At 35.3% G+C, this 20,167-nt stretch carries 16 protein-coding genes; 9 read left to right on the forward strand and 7 right to left on the reverse strand.

The features are described from left to right. Positions 1–2,022: an OmpA family protein gene (locus V7S76_RS00465; RefSeq protein ID WP_459508031.1), complete on the reverse strand. Its 2,022-nt coding sequence runs from the start codon at positions 2,020–2,022 to the stop codon at positions 1–3. Between the two features lie 137 nt (positions 2,023–2,159). Here V7S76_RS00465 and V7S76_RS00470 point away from each other — a divergent pair, with 137 nt between their 5' ends. Further along, the gene (locus V7S76_RS00470) at positions 2,160–4,055 is read left to right on the forward strand and encodes a pseudouridine synthase (RefSeq protein ID WP_459508032.1); all 1,896 of its coding nucleotides are present in this window, start codon (positions 2,160–2,162) and stop codon (positions 4,053–4,055) included. A gap of 79 nt (positions 4,056–4,134) precedes the next feature. Here V7S76_RS00470 and V7S76_RS00475 read toward each other — a convergent pair whose 3' ends face one another. After that, positions 4,135–5,061 carry a helix-turn-helix domain-containing protein gene (locus V7S76_RS00475; protein WP_459508033.1) on the reverse strand — a complete coding sequence of 309 codons (927 nt, stop codon included), beginning with the start codon at positions 5,059–5,061 and terminating at the stop codon, positions 4,135–4,137. A gap of 324 nt (positions 5,062–5,385) precedes the next feature. On the opposite strand from V7S76_RS00475, the gene V7S76_RS00480 reads away from it, so the two are divergent. From V7S76_RS00480 to V7S76_RS00515, 8 genes are all read left to right on the forward strand, one after another. Then, positions 5,386–6,411 (forward strand): rod shape-determining protein, encoded by a 1,026-nt coding sequence (locus V7S76_RS00480; protein ID WP_459489653.1) that lies wholly within the window; start codon positions 5,386–5,388, stop codon positions 6,409–6,411. 24 nt (positions 6,412–6,435) lie between these two features. Next, positions 6,436–7,275 (forward strand): rod shape-determining protein MreC, encoded by an 840-nt coding sequence (gene mreC / locus V7S76_RS00485; protein ID WP_459508034.1) that lies wholly within the window; start codon positions 6,436–6,438, stop codon positions 7,273–7,275. 2 nt (positions 7,276–7,277) lie between these two features. Next, the gene (locus V7S76_RS00490; protein ID WP_459508035.1) at positions 7,278–7,793 is read left to right on the forward strand and encodes a hypothetical protein; all 516 of its coding nucleotides are present in this window, start codon (positions 7,278–7,280) and stop codon (positions 7,791–7,793) included. A 1,068-nt stretch (positions 7,794–8,861) separates the two neighbouring features. Then, a complete protein-coding gene (locus V7S76_RS00495) occupies positions 8,862–9,479 on the forward strand; it encodes a sigma-70 family RNA polymerase sigma factor (protein ID WP_459508036.1) in 618 nt (205 codons plus the stop codon). Positions 9,480–9,520: 41 nt separating this feature from the next. Then, on the forward strand, positions 9,521–9,793 hold the full coding sequence (locus V7S76_RS00500; protein WP_459508037.1) for a phosphohydrolase: 273 nt from the start codon (positions 9,521–9,523) through the stop codon (positions 9,791–9,793). A gap of 19 nt (positions 9,794–9,812) precedes the next feature. Beyond that, a complete protein-coding gene (gene gmk / locus V7S76_RS00505; protein ID WP_459508038.1) occupies positions 9,813–10,379 on the forward strand; it encodes a guanylate kinase in 567 nt (188 codons plus the stop codon). A gap of 1 nt (position 10,380) precedes the next feature. Beyond that, positions 10,381–10,953: a nicotinate (nicotinamide) nucleotide adenylyltransferase gene (gene nadD / locus V7S76_RS00510; RefSeq protein ID WP_459508039.1), complete on the forward strand. Its 573-nt coding sequence runs from the start codon at positions 10,381–10,383 to the stop codon at positions 10,951–10,953. 18 nt (positions 10,954–10,971) lie between these two features. Then, complete coding sequence (locus tag V7S76_RS00515; protein WP_459508040.1) at positions 10,972–13,044, forward strand: ComEC/Rec2 family competence protein; 2,073 nt, start codon at positions 10,972–10,974, stop codon at positions 13,042–13,044. Between the two features lie 44 nt (positions 13,045–13,088). On the opposite strand, the gene typA is transcribed toward V7S76_RS00515, so the two are convergent. From typA to cysS, 5 genes are all read right to left on the reverse strand, one after another. Further along, complete coding sequence (gene typA / locus V7S76_RS00520) at positions 13,089–14,891, reverse strand: translational GTPase TypA (protein WP_459508041.1); 1,803 nt, start codon at positions 14,889–14,891, stop codon at positions 13,089–13,091. Between the two features lie 114 nt (positions 14,892–15,005). After that, positions 15,006–16,958, reverse strand: a complete 1,953-nt coding sequence (gene dxs / locus V7S76_RS00525) for a 1-deoxy-D-xylulose-5-phosphate synthase (protein ID WP_459508042.1) — start codon at positions 16,956–16,958, stop codon at positions 15,006–15,008. A gap of 58 nt (positions 16,959–17,016) precedes the next feature. Then, the gene (locus V7S76_RS00530) at positions 17,017–17,880 is read right to left on the reverse strand and encodes a rhomboid family intramembrane serine protease (protein ID WP_459508043.1); all 864 of its coding nucleotides are present in this window, start codon (positions 17,878–17,880) and stop codon (positions 17,017–17,019) included. A 1-nt stretch (position 17,881) separates the two neighbouring features. Continuing rightward, positions 17,882–18,622: a rhomboid family intramembrane serine protease gene (locus V7S76_RS00535; RefSeq protein WP_459508044.1), complete on the reverse strand. Its 741-nt coding sequence runs from the start codon at positions 18,620–18,622 to the stop codon at positions 17,882–17,884. A gap of 2 nt (positions 18,623–18,624) precedes the next feature. Further along, a complete protein-coding gene (cysS, locus tag V7S76_RS00540) occupies positions 18,625–20,115 on the reverse strand; it encodes a cysteine--tRNA ligase (protein ID WP_459508045.1) in 1,491 nt (496 codons plus the stop codon). Positions 20,116–20,167 lie beyond the last annotated feature (52 nt).

A 20,167-nucleotide genomic window follows, 5' to 3' on the forward strand; every position in this document is an offset into this window, starting at 1 on the left:
TTAATCCTCTTTAATTTGGGTAATTTTAAATTCTGTTCGACGGTTTTGTTGATGTAGTTCTTCAGAACAATCAACTCCATCTCCACATTCATTGATCAATTGAGTTTCCCCATATCCCTTGGCTTTTATTCTTTCTGCACTAACTCCTCTGCCTGTAATGTATTTCACCGCAGATTCAGCTCTTCGTTGAGACAGTTTAATATTGTATGCCGCGCTAGCTCTGGAATCTGTATGAGAACCTAATTCGATGGATACATATTCATTATCTTTTAAGAATTGAACAATTTTCTCCAACTCTTCCGTGGCATCCGTTCGAATATCGGATTTGTCTAAATCGTAAAAAATCGGATTTATTTGATACAATTCAGTGATTTCTTTTCCAATTTCAGGTTTGTCCATCACAATCTGGAAGGTAAATGTGGTGTCGGTGATTTCTTTTTTTAATAAAATTGCAGGGATTTCTCTTCCTTCCATGGAAAAATTCGAACGCTTTGTTAAATAATCTTCTTTTTCACTTAAGAAATCTAATTCATCATTGGGAGCTAATTCTAGATTAGGAGCAAAACCTTTTTTGTCACTTTTACCTCCTTCGACCGTTTGCCCATTTCTTCTCAAAGAAAATTTAACTCCTTCAATTGGTTTTCCTGTAGGATCAATGAATTGAGTTTTTAAACTATAATGAACAATTTTGTCTTCCTCATCTTTGGCGAGTGGAGGAGCTTCATTGGACCACCATCTGTCTTCTGGACCTTTGCCTGAGAAATAATAAATATCATCATCTCCTTTCCCTCCTGGTCTATTTGAACTAAAATAACCATGGTTTTCATCCACCAATATAATACCAAAATCATCTGATATCGAGTTCATGGGTACACCTAAATGCTCCACTATTATATCATCATCGTTTCTTGTTGCTACATATAAATCCAAACCACCTATGCTCGGATGGCCATCAGATGAAAAATACATTTTACCATCTTCTGAAACGAAGGGAAAAATTTCATCTCCGGGAGTGTTTATGGAAGAACCCATGTTAATCGGCCTTCCAAATCTACCCGAATTATCCATGGCCACTCGGTATAAATCCAAGCCACCTTTACCTCCTCTTCTATTGGAACTAAAATACAGCGTTTTGCCATCAGAAGAAAAACTCGGACTTCCATCCCATGCAATGGAATCGGATATGCTTAATCTTTCAGGTATTGACCAATTTGCACCGTCTTTTTTGGAAATGTATAAATCCACATCGGGAGAAACATCTTTGTTTTTTCCTGTATTTCCTCTAGCAAAAACAACGGTGTTTCCATCTTTTGAAAATGCAGGTGTCCCTTCGTTCGCATTTTCTTTGAAAATTTGGGAACTAAACAATTCCATTTTCCCTATTTCATCAGGATTTTTAAGAGTAGCCTTATACAGTCCTACAAATGGTAATCCATTATTCTTATAAACTTCGGGTTTTTGTGTACTAGAAATGATCAAATCTTCTCCCAATTTACGTGCGGAAAATTCAGCCTGAGCCGTGTTTCCTTTTAAGTTTTGAATGTCAACCGGACTTATTTTCTTTTGTAATTCTGGAATTTGCGGTAAATATTCCAATTCAATCTCGGATTTCAATCGATAACTTTTGTTGGGTTTGGATTGAATAAATTGAGTTAGGAACTTTCTAGTAGCTTCGTAATTGCCATTAGCTTTGGCAGAGTATGCCAAATGATAAGGAATCATTTTATCGGTGTTGCCTTTTTCAAGTGCTGTTTGATAATAATTGAATGCCAAATTGATTCGGTTGGATAATCTATACGACTCGGCAATTAAAAAATTGGTTTCAGCGATTTGAAAACCTTTATTTGCCAAAGGTTTTAATTTTTGAATGACTAGATCGTATTCCCCTTTATCAAACTGTTTTTGTGCTTGATGAAATTGAAATTCATCACCTTGGCACGAAAGGATCAAAATGGTCAAAATAGAGTAAAATAAGGTCTTTATTCCTGTATTTCCTGTAAAAATTTTGTCGGCGAATTTCATAATGTGGAAAAGTTCTTTCAAATGTAATAAGCTATGCTCATTTATTTCTCGTACCTTTGCATAAATTTCGAAAATCGAAGTATAAAATAGACAAACGTGTCTATAAAAATTATCCAGCAGTGATGTTGTAAACTAATATGAGAAAAAGAATTAACAAGGACGAAAATAGTCGTTCGGATTCACCTCGCAGATTTTCAAGCGAAAAAAGAGGTTCAGAAAATTCCAATCGTCGCGGAGGCGACCGATTCGGTAGTCGTGATGGCAATTCTAGCCCACGAAGTTCAAGCACAGGAAATTTCAGAGATCGCAAACCATTTGACGGAGAAAGAAAGCCATATTCAGGCGATCGCAAACCATTTGATGGCGAAAGAAAGCCTTATTCAGGCGACCGTAAACCATTTGATGGCGAAAGAAAACCATATTCAGGCGACCGTAAACCATTTGATGGCGAAAGAAAACCATATTCAGGCGATCGTAAACCATTTGATGGCGAAAGAAAACCATATTCAGGCGATCGCAAACCATTTGATGGCGAAAGAAAACCATATTCAGGCGATCGTAAACCATTTGATGGCGAAAGAAAACCATATTCAGGCGATCGTAAACCATTTGACGGCGAAAGAAAACCGTATTCAGGCGACCGTAAACCATTTGATGGCGAAAGAAAACCATATTCAGGCGATCGTAAACCATTTGACGGCGAAAGAAAACCGTATTCAGGCGACCGTAAACCATTTGACGGCGAAAGAAAACCATATTCAGGCGATCGTAAACCATTTGACGGCGAAAGAAAACCATATTCAGGCGATCGTAAACCATTTGACGGCGAAAGAAAACCATATTCAGGCGATCGTAAACCATTTGACGGCGAAAGAAAACCGTATTCAGGCGATCGTAAACCATTTGACGGCGAAAGAAAACCTTATTCAGGCGATCGTAAACCATTTGACGGCGAAAGAAAGCCTTATTCAGGTGATCGTAAACCATTTGATGGCGAAAGAAGCCGCTCTAATCGATTTGATCGTCCAAACAATCGTTATGACGATAAAAGACCTGAAAATACTTCATTTGAAAATGTACCAGCCAATGAGGATGGAACAAGCAGCGAACCGAAATTTTCATTTACTCCGCGTGTACCACGTGAAGAGGAGGCACCAAGAACTAGAGATGGTCGTCCGGTGAAATTTTCCAAAAAGGAGACTTTCAAAAGTAGAAATCGTTTTGAGGAAAAACCTGCTTACACACCTCAATATAAATTAGATCGTTTTAAAGAAAATGCGCCAGCACGTGTACAACGGGTTTTGCGTAAAGAAGAACGTCAAAATGATTCTATTCGTTTGAACCGTTTTATTGCCAATGCGGGAATATGTTCAAGGAGAGATGCGGATAAATTAATTGAAGCGGGAGAAATAAAAGTGAACAACAAAGTAATCACAGAAATGGGATACCAAGTTGGCCCTACGGATATTGTTAAATATGGTAATCGTAAATTGAATCGTGAAAAACCAGTTTATGTTTTATTGAATAAGCCTAAAGATTTCTTAACCACCACGGAAGATCCGAATGATCGTAAAACGGTGATGGAATTGGTGAAAAATGCTGGTGAAGCAAGAATTTATCCGGTAGGTCGTTTGGACAGAAATACGACAGGATTGTTATTGTTAACAAATGATGGCGAATTAGCGGATAAATTGACTCATCCTTCGAACGAAGTGACTAAAATTTATCAAGCGGAATTGGATAAGCCATTAAGTGATGAAGATTTCGAGAAAATAGTTGCAGGTTTGCAATTAGAAGATGGCGAAATCAAAGTTGATGAATTAGCTAAGGTAACACCTGACGGTTATGTGATTGGCGTGAAAATACATTCGGGTAAAAACCGTATTGTTAGAAGAATCTTTGAACACCTAGGTTATGAAGTAACCAAACTTGACAGAACGTCATTTGCGGGCTTAAGCAAGAAAGATTTACCAAGAGGTAATTGGAGATATTTGACAGAACGTGAATTAGTGAAGTTGAAATATTTTGTTTAGATTTTAATTTATTTAAAATAAAAAAAGGCCATTCGTCAGTTGACAGATGGCCTTTTTTAATGTTAGTAACTATAAGAACTTAAATATTCATTAAGGATTCTCTTCTTCTCATTTTTCCAGCTGGAATTCCGAACATCATTTTAAAACGACGACAGAAATACGCAGTGTCTTTGTATCCTACTTCTGAGCCAATCGCACGAATGGATTTTTTAGTTGTCCGTAAAAGTCCAACTGCAGCTTCCATTCTTTGGTACTCGATATAATCCTGTGGATTAATCCCTGTTAGCATTTTGAAATATTGTCCAACATAATCTTCTGATACATTGGCCACATTGGCTAAAACTTTATTTGATAAATCACCACCCAAATGATCTTTGATGAAAGCAAAAATATCAATTAAACGAGGATCTTTGAAATAAGTACTATTGGTGGCTAATTGCTCAACGAATAATCTATTTTGGATGATGTATCGAATGATTTCGATAACAATTTCTTCCGTTTTGATTTTGATGATACGTCCTTTTCCTAATTGGTCAGATAAATCTTCTGTTAAAATTTCTTTGATCGTCTGAGCCAATTTTTCGTCCTTCTTAATCAAGAAAGGAGGGATGTCCAAAGAAGTAAAGAAATTCACTGAATCAAAAACCTTTGCTTCAAAAGCCACCATCCCAAAAGAATTTTCGTGCTTTCCAATGGCATTAGCATCCATGTTCAAATCGAAATATAATTCACGATGCGTCATGAATTCTTCGTTGTTCACGGGTTTTGGTTTTTCGGAATTACCGTAGGTAACGCTAACCATTTTTCCACCTGGGATAAAAAGCATATCACCTTCTTCTACAGAAGTATCTTCTTCTCCAAACGAAACCTCGCCTTTGTACAAAATCAAGAGTGAATTTTCAACATCGTAGAAATTTTTGATACGTATAGGTTGTAATATTCTAATGTTTCTAGACTTAATGAATTTTACGCCTAAGGACTCAATTATCTTGTTATAATCTTCCATATTGAAGAGATTTTTCCGATTTCTACTCGGATTTTTAAATTAATTTGGACAAAACTAATAAATCAAGTAATAATTCCAAATTATTTTACTGTTTTTTTTGACCAAAAGTGGAAATGAATCGACGAGAAATATTTGTAATAAACTTATAAAAGTGAATAATAGTTTTTTTAAAGTATCACAATGATACGTTAGGGCAGATTTATAATTATTTTGAGGAATGGTAGAAATTTCATGTAAAATAAATTATTAGCTCATATTTTATAAGTAAATTTGTTAATTAGCTTTTAGCAAGCTAGTTATTACCCAATATTTTAGAAACAACTCATGGGATTATTTAATTTTCTAACCAAGGACATTGCGATCGACTTAGGTACAGCAAATACCTTAATTATTCACAAAAATCAAGTGGTTGTAGATGAACCATCGATAATTGCTTTAGATAGAAATACCAATAAAGTTTTAGCGGTGGGTCGTCAAGCAATGATGATGCATGAAAAGACCAATGACAATATAAAAACCATTCGACCTTTGAAGGATGGCGTTATCGCTGATTTTACCGCGGCCGAATTAATGATGCGTGGTTTAATTAAAATGATGGATAAAGGGAATTCATTTTTTACTCCAGCGCTACGTATGGTGATTTGTATTCCTTCAGGAATCACCGAAGTAGAAAAAAGAGCGGTAAAGGATTCGGCTGAACATGCTGGGGCTAGAGAAGTTTATATGGTTCATGAGCCAATTGCAGCTGCTATTGGAATTGGAATTGATATTGAACAACCGAATGGCTCTTTAGTGGTTGATATTGGTGGTGGTACAACTGAGGTTGCTATCATTTCATTGAGTGGCATCGTTGTAGAGAATTCAATCCGCGTGGCTGGTGATGAGTTTACGCGTGACATCAAAGATTATTTATTAAGAGAACATAAATTGGTTATCGGTGAGCGTTCTGCTGAGCAAATTAAAATTCAAGTAGGGGCGGCTTTGCCAGAATTAGAAAATCCTCCTGCTGATTTTGAAATTCGAGGTAGAGATCAAATGACCGGTATACCTAAAGAAATTTTGATTAACTATTCTGAAATTGCTTATGCATTGGATAGTTCAATTACCAAAATCGAAGTTGCCATTATGGAGACGCTTCAAAGAGCTCCAGCGGAACTTTCAGGTGATATTTTCCATAATGGAATTCATCTTGCGGGCGGTGGTGCTATGTTACATGGATTGGATAAACGTATTGAAAAGAAAACGCAATTGAAAGTGCACGTTGCAGACGATCCTTTGAAAGCCGTTGTTCGTGGAACTGGTGAAATCTTGAAAAATCTAGAAAAATATAAGCCTGTTTTAATTACCTAGTCGCTTATTTAGCTCCATTTACTTATGATTCAATTATTCCAATTTTTATTGCGACAAAGGACACTACTTTTGTTCGTTATATTGGAATTGGTCAGTCTTTGGTCTGTATTCAAGTACAATGATTACCAACATACCTTGTATTTTAATACCACTAATAAGTGGGTGGCTAGCATCATGGAGGATGTTGACGCAGTCAAAACTTATCATAATTTGCGAGTGGTTAATCAAACACTTGCCATGGAGAATACCCAACTTCGAAATGAACTTTTTCGATTAAAATCACAAATTCATCCCAAAAGTGAAATACCTTATTTTGCGAGTTTGGCTTCGTTAAATAAATATCAAGCAACCTTAGCGAAGGTGGTGGATCAGAGTACAGCTCTGACTCAGAATTATTTAACGATTGACAAAGGATTGTCTGACGGTATTCGTCCTGGAATGGCTGTGATTTCTTCTACAGGTGTAGTTGGGAAAGTGATGTCATGTTCTAAGGATTTGTCACTTATCATTTCGGTATTAAATACCTCCAATTCCATTTCTGCGAAAATAAAATCCAATGGAGAACTTGGTTATGTCAAATGGGGTGGCATTCAAACGGAAGTGGCAGACTTAATGGATGTTTCCAAATACAAAAAAGTAGTTCGAGGAGATACCATTGTTACGTCCGATTATAACGCGGTGTTTCCTCCGAATATTCCCATTGGGATTGTCGCCAAGGTGGGTTTGAAAAAAGATGGAAATTTTCATGACATAAAATTGATGTTGATGACCAAATTTTCAACGCTTCAATATGTCTATGTGATCAAGAATTCCTTGGCTTGGCAACAAGAGAAATTAAACCAATCGATTCCAAAAACAGAATAGTAATGGCATTTAAATTCAATTTCAGAACTTTTTTAGCAGTTTTACTTACGATTGTTTGCCAAATTGTCTTTTTAAGGGATTTAAGTTTCGGGTCTTATGCCTTTTGCTTTATTTATCTTTGGTCTATCCTTAAAGCACCATTTGAATTTAAGCCGGTACCATTAATTTTACTAGCCTTTACGCTAGGTTGGATGGTGGATATTTTTTACAATACACATGGTATTCATGCTGTTGCTTGTGTAGCCATCGCCTATCTAAGGCCTTATTTAATCAATAAACTAACACCTGCAAATGGATATGATGAGAGGTCTCAAATCAGCTTAAAAGACATGACTTGGTTGTGGTTTCTACCCTATGTTTTTGTTCTTTTAATCATTCACCATTTGATTATATTCTTATTAGAATCAAGCGATTCATCTCTTTTAGGTATAAGTGTAATTCGCGCAATCAGCAGTTCAGTACTTAATTTGGTTCTATTTGTGGTATTGGAATTATTTTCCAAAAATGAAGTGGAATAATTTTAAATCTGACCTATTGCTGGGAATTAAGCAAAAAAAATGAAATACCATCTAAATAGAATTAGCCTATCAATTGCATTTCTATAAAAGTGTTTTGGAAATAACAAATTCAAATTCGCTTTTAAACATATGTTTATAACTGAAATTATCATTATTTTTTTATTGCTGCTCTTTGAAACAATCATTATAAACATGGCTTCGATACTTCGGTAAGCTCATTAACCATACTTTGACAGAGTTAGTAACCGCGTACAGCCACTGTTCGTAATCATAAAAACCTTTGTTCTTAAAGCTAATTATATCTCGTCATTCATGGTTAATCCGACGAAAGAAAAGAATTAAATTATGAGTTATGAATTTTTAAAAACGCTCATAATTCAACTTCATAATTAAATTGATTCGTCTTGGATTAACTGGCACAAAATAAGTTTTTTTGTTTCTTCTTTTCTAAAAAAGAAATGCCTTAAAAAATAAATTAGCCAATAAATGGCATTGATAGGTAAAAGGTAATAGGTATTAATGCGAAATAAGGAATTTGTTATTAATACAAAAGGAACAACGATTATTAAACCCGACTACCATGGATTTTTTTTCAAATAGGATTTTGACTCTTGATTCGCATTATTACCTATTATCTATTTCCTCACCCCACCTTGCTTCCCTGAAGTATCAAAAAGATTAAAGGGTAGAAAAAATCAGTTAATAGGTAATAAATATAAGTTTTCAATTAGCAAATCCGATGGCCATTTTTTATGGGGAATGGGGCCCCTTACCCCCTGCAATTTAAGGGTTTAATAGTTAAGTTGTTTGATAAAATTAAGTGATAGCAATTTGCTGTTTTTTGCTTCTCGAGCCTCAGCCAACGTTCTCATCTATTGCCTAGTTGTTGAGCTTGTCGAAGCACATCTATTTTTCTCTTTTTCTCTTTTCGCTCTTCATGATTTCTCTTTCTTCCCTTTTTTCTTACTCATTACCTCTTTTGTCATAATATATCCTTTGGTTTCAAATTTGTAGTGACAAGTTTCGTTCATAGAAATACGAATTGTTTTTATGATTAAATACGATCTCATGGAAGTCCAAGTAGAAGAAACAATCACTCCTCCGAGTAAAGCTAAGGAGGTTTTTGAAAAGGAATTTATGCCTCATCTTGATGCGATGTACAATTTTGCATTAAGATTAACCAATGATGAAGATGATGCCAATGACTTAGTGCAAGACACCTGTTTAAAGGCATATCGTTTTGTCGACTCATTTGAGCCAGGAACCTATGCCAAAGCATGGCTATTTAGAATATTAAAGAATAATTTCATCAATGATTACCGAAAAAAATCACGAGGACCTTCCAAAGTAGAATTTGAATGGGTAGAACAATCCTATGCAGGTGATGAGGATTCGGAACCGGCTTTTCAAGCAGATTTAAAAGCTGAATCAGTCAATGAGATGTTAGGAGATGAAATTACAGCTGCTATTCAGGCTTTACCTGTCGATTTTCGGATGATTATTATTTTATGTGATTTAGAAGAATTTAGTTACGAGGAAATGGGAAAAATATTAAATATCCCTATCGGAACGGTACGTTCACGTTTGCACCGAGCAAGGGCGGTTTTAAAAGAAAAATTAGCCGATTATGCACGAAAGAGAGGTTATGGCTCTGACAGTTTGTCAGATGAGCTGGAACTTATGTAATTATGTTAGTGTTATCCATTGAACAGAGAAATATTAAATAAATGAAAACGAGTTGTGAGCATCATAAAAATTGCATGAAATTGATTCAAAGGATATTGGATCGAGAAGCTACTTCTAAGGAAGAAGCAGCATTTTTAGCAAATAAGGATCAATGTTTACCTTGCCAAGAAGGCTACGAATTAGAATTGAGCTTAAAAAAAGCTATCAAGTCAAAATGTCATCAAAAATGTCCAGATTCGATTTTTGAACAAATCAAAGCCAAACTTTTTTTAATTTTAATCCTAATTTCCATCTTAATTCCGTTACTTTGCTAGCTTATTAAAAGCGAAAAATTTGGAAGGTAAATTAATCATATTCTCTGCGCCCTCGGGGTCTGGTAAAACAACCATTGTTAAAGAACTTTTGGCCCATAATTCTAATTTGGGTTTTTCTATTTCTGCCTGCACTCGTGATAAACGGGGTCGTTCAGAGCAAAATGGACAAGATTATTACTTCATGACTCCAGATGAATTTCGTCAAAAAATAGACGAAGATGCCTTTGTAGAATGGGAAGAAGTATATCCTGGAGCCTATTATGGCACGTTAAAATCAGAAATTGAACGTATTTGGGAATCTGGTAAACATGTTATTTTTGATGTGGATGTTAAGGGAGGTTTGGCTTTGAAAAATTATTACAAAGAAAGGGCTTTGGCTATTTTTGTTAAAGTTCCAAGTTTAGAAATTTTAGAAGATAGATTAAGGGCAAGAGGAACTGAAACAGAAGAATCTTTATCGAAACGGATTTTTAAAATGAAATTCGAATGGTCTTTTCAAGATAAATTTGATGTAGTTTTAGTCAATGATGAATTGGAAAAGGCAGTGAAGGAAGCGCAAGAATTGTTTACAAATTTTACCAACTAATATGAAAGTGGGTTTGTTTTTCGGCTCGTTTAATCCCATTCACCATGGGCATTTAATCATTGCGCAAGCAGTGCTTAATCAGACTGATATGAAACAAATTTGGTTTGTAGTTTCCCCCCAAAACCCGCATAAAAAAAGCAAAACTCTGTTACATGAATTTGATCGATTGGATATGGTTGAACGTGCCATTGAAGATAATTTTCAATTTAAGAGTTGTGATATTGAATTTCAACTAAGCAAGCCTTCCTATACCATTGATACTTTAATTCATTTATCTGAGAAACATCTGGAACATGAATTTTCTTTAATCATTGGGGGAGATAACTTGAAGCAATTTAAAAGTTGGAAAAATTATGATAAGATTCTTGATTATTTTCAGTTGATTGTTTATCCAAGGGATGAGGATAAAAGTTCTGATTTATGGAATCATCCTAAAGTCTTGACTGTCTCTGCACCAATTTTACATATTTCGGCTACCTATATTCGGGAATGCATAAAAAATGGTAGTTCTATTAAATATCTACTTCCTGATAATGTAGAGCAGCTTATTTCTCAGAAAAAATTCTACCTTTAGGCAAAATCCGCCTAACCATTGTATTCATTATTTGTTCGTTTCCCTTTCCTGCGCATTGTCCTTTATTGGGTATTTGGAATAGTCATTGCTGATTCTTTTTATCATTATTCCTGGCCTATTTTTATCGCCTTTGTTGCTAGTGCTTTTGTTTGTTTTCTTTTTTTTCCTAAGCAGGTTTTACGGTTATCCTTTTTGTTATTTTGCGTGTTTTCAGGACTCTCTTTTTTCTATAATTCTTCGATTTTCTTAAAACAAAATCAACCATTTAATCTAAATAGCCAAGCATTTGTGTTTCGGGTTAGAGAAGTTCCCCAATTGAAGCAACAATCTTGGTCCTTGATTGGTGATATCACTGCTTGTAAGTATTCTGAACATTGGAAAAAGAGTTCTGGAAAATTAAAAATTTATATTCCTATCCAACATCATCAGCCACAAATAGGGGATGAGTATCTCTCCATCGCACGAATTAAACCTATTGCAAGTTCTATGTTTCCCAATGAGCAGAATTGGAAAGAGTATTATCAGCGAAAAGGTATTGTTGGAAATGTTTTTCTGAGGGGGCAGGATTTTATTCAACTAGGTCAAGCTAGTCCCAATTTCAACTTTGAGCAGTTTTTTTATCAGATTCAACAACGTTTGAAGTATCATTTAAATCAAACCTTGAAGTCGGAGAGGAATAGAGAAGTTGCTTCAGCCATGTTATTGGGAGCACGTTCATCCATCGATTTTGAAACCATGCAAAGTTATGCTTCTTTGGGTGCCATACATATTTTGTCGGTTTCTGGAATGCATGTGGGACTTTTGTATATGGGATTAAGCTTCATTTTTGGTTTTTTGCTTAAAAAAGGCAAATGGGGCACTTGGTTATTTTTTGCATTCATGATGATATTACTTTGGCTTTATGCGGGTATATCGGACTTTTCTGCACCGGTTTTACGGTCAGCTTGGATGTTTTCCTTGATGCTTTTTGCCAAATGCTTTCAATTTCAACAAAACACCATCAATATTCTGGCATTTTCTTGTTTTATTCTGCTTGTCCTTGATCCAAATAATTTGTACCAAAGTGGCTTTCAATTATCTTATTTAGCCGTCTTAGGTTTATTGATTTACCAATCAAAATTCGCAAAATTACTTCAGCTGAAAATGAAAAATCGACTTTTAAATTTTTCAATAACGCAGCTATGGAATTTGACCATGGTTGCCATTGCAGCTCAAATTTTCACTTTGCCTTTGGTGATTTATTATTTCCATCAAATCCCACATCCTTTTTACTTTTTTCTTCTAAACCCTTTTTTGATTTTACTATCTTCGATTTCCTTATGTGTTGGATTGTTGTTTGTATCGGTTTCGGAATTACTTTTTCAGTTTCACTGGGATTGGCTATATGATGGTTTAGGATTTTTATTGGACAAAAGTTTTGATGTACTACACGCGCTGATGTTTTATGTGGTAAAAGGAGTCAATCCAGTCATTCCATTTCTTCAAATGGAATATTGGGAAATGATTTTATGTGTATGCTTTTTAGTGATGTTAGAAATTTGGAGACATTACCGAATTAAGTATTTACTATATGGTAACGTGGTGATTTTATTAACCTTAATTTTTTACCATCAATATCTAATCCCAAGAAATATTTCACAGCAAAAATTGGCCTATTATGCTGTTTATAAAAAGGAACTTGTGATTATTCAAATAGATCGAGGTAAAGCCTTTGTGTTTGGATCTAAAAATATGATCAACGATGGAGCATGGCTGCAGGCTCATATTTCGCCATTATGTTCCTATCATCATATTCGGGATACATTGGTGAAACAGCTGAGGTCAAATGTGAATGTTGGGTGGAATTGGAAAGGCAAACGTTTTTATTACTTACAAAAACCTTCAGAAAAATGGAATATAGAAAAAGTAGATGCGGTGTTTTTGGGAGCTAATCTAAAATGGAAGAATGCCTATTGGCTTAGCACTTGGAAAGGATCTAATTGGTATTTTGTTAAAACACCGAGCCCATACTATTCTAGAAAATTGGCTGTAGAAATTAGTGAAAATGAAGGAGCAGCGATGGCTCTGGATACTTGTATAGTAAAGATGTAAGACATAAGTGAATTACCCTCTTACGTCTTACATCTTACATTAATTTATTTCTTCTCGTTTCTCTTACGTTCGTTGGCGTCTAAGAAAATTTTACGCATACGTAAAGATTTAGGAGTAATTTCTAGGTATTCATCTTTTTGGATAAATTCCATACATTCTTCTAATGAGAAATTCAATTTAGGTGCGATTTTAACATTTGAATCTGTACCTGAGGCACGCATATTTGTTAATTGCTTAGATGCTTGAAGATTTACTTCAATATCATTTTGGCGATTATGCTCACCTACAACCATTCCTGTGTATACTTCTTCACCTGGATCGATGAAAAACACCCCTCTATCTTGTAATTTATCAATCGCATATGGAATAGCAGGGCCTGTATTCATCGAAATCAATGACCCATTGATACGACCAGGAATTGGTCCTTTAAATGGTTCATATGAAACGAAACGGTGGGCCATGATTGCCTCACCAAATGTTGCAGTTAATACCTTTGAACGTAAACCGATCAAACCACGAGATGGAATTTTGAATTCTAAGTGTTGTAAATCTCCTTTAGGTTCCATGATTAACAATTCACCTTTACCTTGAGTCGCTAATTCAATCACTTTACCCGCAACCTCATCCGGTACGTCTACTACTAAAGCTTCTATTGGTTCTAATTTTTCACCATTTTCACCTTCTTTGTAGATAACTTGTGGTTGTCCAACTTGTAGTTCATATCCTTCACGACGCATCGTTTCAATCAAAACAGATAAGTGAAGAATACCACGACCAAACACTAAAAATTTATCCTCGCTCTCCGTTGTTAAAACCTTTAAAGCTAAGTTTTTTTCTGTTTCTTTGAATAGACGCTCACGAATGTGACGAGAAGTTACCAATTTACCTTCTTTTCCAAAGAAAGGAGAGTTGTTGATGGTAAACAACATATTCATCGTAGGTTCGTCAATGGCTATACGTGCTAAAGCCTCTGGGTTTTCTGCATCTGCAATTGTATCTCCAATTTCAAAATCTTCAATTCCAGTTACCGCACAAATTTCACCACATTCTACTGTGTCCACTTTTACTTTTCCTAATCCTTCAAAAACCTGAAGTTCTTTGATACGCATTTTCTTTGTTGAGCCATCAGCTTTACAAAGAGAAATTTGCATTCCCTCAGTTAAAGTTCCACGTTCTAAACGGCCAATTGCAATACGACCTACGAAAGATGAATAATCTAAGGAAGTAATTTGCATTTGTGGAGTTCCTTCTTGCACTTTTGAAGCGGGAATATGCTCAACAATGGCATCTAATAATGCGATGATATTGTCTGTTGGTTTTTGCCAATCATCCGACATCCATCCTTGTTTAGAAGAACCATATACACATGGGAAATCCAATTGGTCTTCTGTTGCATCTAGGTTAAACATTAAATCAAATACTTGCTCGTGAACTTCGTCCGGACGACAGTTTTCTTTATCTACTTTGTTAACAACAACAATAGGTTTTAAACCTAAAGCAATTGCTTTGGATAATACGAATCGAGTTTGAGGCATAGGGCCTTCAAATGCATCGACTAATAAAAGTACACCGTCAGCCATTCTCAATACACGCTCTACCTCACCGCCAAAGTCGGCGTGACCAGGAGTATCAATAATGTTGATTTTTACCCCATTGTAACGAACAGATACGTTTTTGGAAACGATAGTGATTCCTCTTTCTCTTTCTAGGTCGTTATTATCTAGGATCAAATCTCCAAATTCTTGATTTTCTCTAAAGATCTTGGATGCATGAATAATTTTGTCAACTAAGGTTGTTTTACCGTGGTCAACGTGGGCAATGATGGCAATGTTGCGAATGCTTTGCATAAAAAATTAGTCTCTTTAATGAAATAAATTCCTAGACTCCAGGAAATTAAGGTGCAAAGGTACGGATTATTTCTTTGAAAAGTACTATAATGATTAAATTTGAATGGTAGGCGATTAAGGAATTAATGCCTTGGTAATATTTGCGTAATTTTTGATGTCTGAGAGACTCATTATTTTTTCTAGAATACTATCTGAATCAATACCACAAACCCGATAAAGTTCAATTTGTTCTCCATGTTCAATAACCGTATCCGGAATACCTAAACGAATTACTTTATTGGAATAATGGTGGTCAATCATGAATTCAGCAATGGCAGATCCAAAGCCACCTTGAATCGCAGCATCTTCTACGGTTATGACAGATTCAAATTGTGAAAATATGTCGTGAAGTAAATTTTCATCCAAAGGCTTTACGAAACGCATATCAAAAAGTGCCGGTTCTAATCCATTTTTTCTGGCCATTTCACAAGCTATTTGTGCTTGATTGCCAATATGTCCAATACTTAGTACAGCTATTTTTTCACCATCTAATACTTTTTGACCTTTCCCAATTTCAATTGTTTCAAAATCAGTACGCCAAGCGGGCATAACGCCTTCACCTCTTGGATAACGAATGGTAATAGCTTGTTTACGTTCCTTAAATGAATCTTGAGAAGCGGTGTACATGATATTTCTCAATTCCTGTTCATTTCTTGGTGCCATTACGATCATGTTGGGGATACATCTCATATAGGCAAAATCATAATTTCCATGGTGGGTTGGTCCGTCTGCTCCAGCTAAACCTGCGCGATCTAAGCAAAATATCACTGGTAGGTTTTGAAGACAAACGTCATGTACGACTTGGTCATAACCCCTTTGCATAAACGAACTATAAATATTACAAAATACTGTTAGTCCTTGTGTAGCCAATCCAGCCGAAAATGTGACCGCATGTTGTTCCGCAATTCCCACATCAAATGCTCGGTCAGGCATAGCTCGCATCATGATATTCATGGAAGAACCGGAAGGCATAGCAGGTGTAATTCCCATGATTTTTGGATTTTTTTCTGCCAATTCTAATAATGTATACCCAAATACCTCTTGGTATTTAGGTGCCTGAGGATTATCGTACGTTTTTTTCTGTATTTCACCCGTGGTTTTGTCAAATTTACCAGGTGCATGCCACAATGTTTGGTCTTTTTCAGCTAAAGAATATCCTTTTCCTTTGGTTGTAATTACATGAAGGATTTTAGGACCAGGGATGTCTTTTAAATCTTTTAAAACGGTCGTTAGGTAATCCACATCATGACCATCAATGGGCCCAAAATAGCGTAAATTTAAAGATTCAAATAAATTACTTTGTTTCAAAATGGTGGCTTTTAAACCATTTTCGATTTTTGAAACAATTTCTTGTGCAGATTTGCCAAATTTTGACATTTTGCCCAATAAATTCCAAATATCATCCTTCACCTTGTTGTAGGTATGAGAAGTCGTGATATCCGTTAAATATTCTTTTAAAGCTCCCACATTGGGATCAATCGCCATGCAATTATCATTTAAGATAATGAGCATATTATTAGGGATATCCCCGGCATGATTCATTGCTTCAAAAGCCATACCGGCTGTCATTGAACCATCTCCAATGACCGCTATATGTTGTCTATCAAATTCTTTTTTATATCGAGAAGCCACTGCCATTCCTAAAGCAGCGGAGATGGAGGTGGAAGAATGACCCACACCAAATGCATCGTATTCACTTTCCGATCTTTTAGGAAATCCACTAATACCTCCAATTAAACGATTGGTATGAAAACTTTCTTGACGGCCGGTTAATATCTTGTGTCCATATGCTTGATGGCCCACATCCCATACCAACTGGTCATCAGGTGTATTAAAAACATAATGCAAGGCAACCGTTAATTCAGTAACTCCCAAAGAAGCTCCAAAATGGCCTCCATTCACAGACACATGATCAATAATGAATTGACGTAATTCATCACAGACCTGTGGTAACTGTGAAGCTTGTAGTCCGCGAAGATCCTTAGGACTTTGAATCTTACTTAAAAGAGGACCGGCCTGAAACTGCATACGTTAATTTTTAATATGTTGAATGAAAACCTTACAAAGGTAAAAATGTTTTGGAACCTTAATCATTTTTTTGACTCGCTTTAAATAATCGTCTTTTTTCGTATTTGGATAAACTATCATATCCAGATTTCGAAATCTTATCCAAAATTTGATTTAGTTCATCTTCTTGAATATCACGATTATCAGGTAAGTCCAATAATTCTGCTGTTTTTTTCTGGGCGTTTTGAACATAGGAAAAAACCACAGACTCTTTTTTATTAACTATTTTCTTGGGTCTTTGAAAGTTTAAGGCATATATTAATCCAATAGCCGCACCACCCAAGTGAGCAATATTTCCTCCAGCATTACTGCCTATCGTTTCAATAAATGACCAAATGACATAAAAAAATGCGATGTATTTAATTTTCACTTCACCAATGATAAAAAGGAATACCCCGTAATTCGGCCGAAGGGTAGCTGCTGCAATAACAACGGCATAAACGCCTGCTGATGCACCATTTAGGAAAGTCGGCCCTCGTGAAATGAAATAAGAAAAACTATTAAGTAGAAGTAAGTAAAAAATAGCACCCGCCAAGCCACCCAGAAAAAACACTTGTGTTATTTTTTTTTCGCCAATATAGTCTGATAATATTTGTCCAAACCAATAAAGGAACATCATATTGAAGATCAAATGGAATAATTCAATATGTACGAAAAAGTAAGAAATGAAAGTCCAAGGCTTAAATAAAGCTAACTTCGGTTGAGATGACAGTGTTATATTTTGCAAGATTTCATTGAAAATACCTCCCTGATCCGCTAAAAGTAAGCCAACCTTTGCGACGTTCAATACAATAAAAATGGCGATATTAACAATGATAATTTTCATCAAGCCATTATCAGACTGTTGAAAAATAAGTTTAATATCTTGCCAAATACTTTTCATATCAATAAAAATTATTTCGATTGGTCTTCCATGCAAAAATCAAAATTATAGCAAAAAACATACCTCCAAGGTGGGCGAAATGAGCCACATTATCCCCAGGATTTTGTTGCATACCTGCATATAATTCATACAATCCATAACCACTAACAAAATATTTTGCTTTAATAGGTATGGGTATAGGAAATAGAAACATTTCAGAGTTTGGAAATAAATAGCCAAATGCCATTAATATTCCAAAAACGGAACCTGATGCTCCTCCTAGAACACCAGTACTAACTATTTGTAAATAGTTTTGTTTTATTAAATCAATGTTAACTAATCCATTAGGTGCATTAATGGCCCCATAATGTTGCCAATAATCCAACAAGGTCGCTGAATTAGGATCTGAAAGAACCAAATCAGTTGCTCTTCTTATATCAGCATAATCAATGTAATATTGAATGCCCATGTATAATAAACCAGCCCCTATTCCACAGAAAAAATAAAAAAAGAGAAAGCGCTGAGCACCCCAAATTCGCTCCAATAGGGAACCAAACATAAATAAACCAAACATGTTACCCAGTAAATGCATGAAATTGGCATGTACGAATAAATAGGTAACTAACTGATAAAATTGAAAATCAGGGGATTCATAATAATGCAATGTCAAATATTCTTGTGGAATAATTAGGCCTGATAGGACAAAAATGGCCACATTGATTAGAATTAAATTTCTGACAGTAGGTGTTAAGTTTTGTAGCATAATTATTCTTCGTATCCCCAATCAATACTTGTTTTCATGTCTTTGATCAATAATCCCATCGACTTAAATGTAGCTCGAATTTCATCTACTTTATCGTATTGTTTGTTTTCTTTAAATTGTTTGTAAAGTTCTAATAATCCTTTACTTAAAACATCCCAATTTTCAGGTATTTCTTCGGTAATTCCTAATACATCTATGAGAATTCCGTTAAAACTAGATTTTAATCTTTCAAAACCTTTGCGACTAATTTGTTCAAAAGTTACTTGTCCTGTTTGTAATTGATTGATTTTTTTCAATAAATTAAATAAATTGGCAATCGTTACAGCGGTATTTAAATCATCATTCAATCCATCATAACATCCTTGAACGGCAAGATCAATTTCTTCATCATGCTTCCCGGCCTCTATACCCTGCAAGTCATTTGGATAGTTTAAATTTTTGATAATTTTCAATCCATTAGCAATTCGCTTGTAACCTTTTTGCGCTGCTTTCAATGCTTCATTGGAAAAATCTAAGGTGCTTCTGTATTGCGATTGCAACATGAAAAAACGAACAGTCATGGGACTGTACGCTTGATCAAGCAAAGGATGATTGCCGGTAAATAATTCGTTAGGTAAAAAAGAATTACCCAAAGATTTACTCATTTTTTGTCCATTGACGGTTAACATATTGGTATGCATCCAATATTTAGCTGGCGAATGACCATATGTCCCTTTGGCTTGTGCTATTTCACATTCATGGTGAGGGAATTTTAAATCCATTCCACCGCCATGTATATCAAATGTATCTCCGAGGTATTTGTGACTCATGCAAGTACACTCTAAATGCCAACCTGGAAATCCTTCCCCCCAGGGAGAATTCCATCTCATGATATGTTCAGGTGCAGCTTTTTTCCATAAGGCAAAATCCAAAGGATTTCGTTTTTCACCTATACCTTCTAAGTCTCTTGTTTCTGAAAGTAAATCATCTAAAATACGGCCCGATAATTTACCATATTCACCACCTTCTTGATTGTATTTTTCAATATCAAAATATACAGATCCATTGGATTCATAAGCTAAACCTTTTTGAATCAATGTTTGAGCAGCTTCTATCTGTTCAACAATATGGCCTGTGGCAGTTGGTTCAATGCTTGGTGGTAATAAATTAAATTCTTTTAATACATCATGGAAATCATTGGTGTATCGTTGGACAATCTCCATTGGCTCTAACTTTTCAAGCTTTGCCATTTTTGCAATTTTGTCTTCTCCTTCATCACCATCTCCAACTAAATGGCCAACATCTGTGATATTTCGTACATAACGAACCTTATATCCTACATGAATAAGGTATCTATGTAAAATATCAAAGGAAGTAAAGGTGCGTAGGTTTCCTAAATGCACATAATTGTAAACGGTAGGGCCGCAAACATATAAGCCCACATAAGGAGCATTAAGTGCTTCAAACAATTCCTTTTCTCTACTTAATGTATTATAAATTTTAAGGGGTTGCATAGAATAAATTCCTTCTGGATTTTCAGATTTCTTAGAAGAGAATAAAATTACT

The organism is Aquirufa sp. ROCK2-A2, assembly GCF_054558485.1.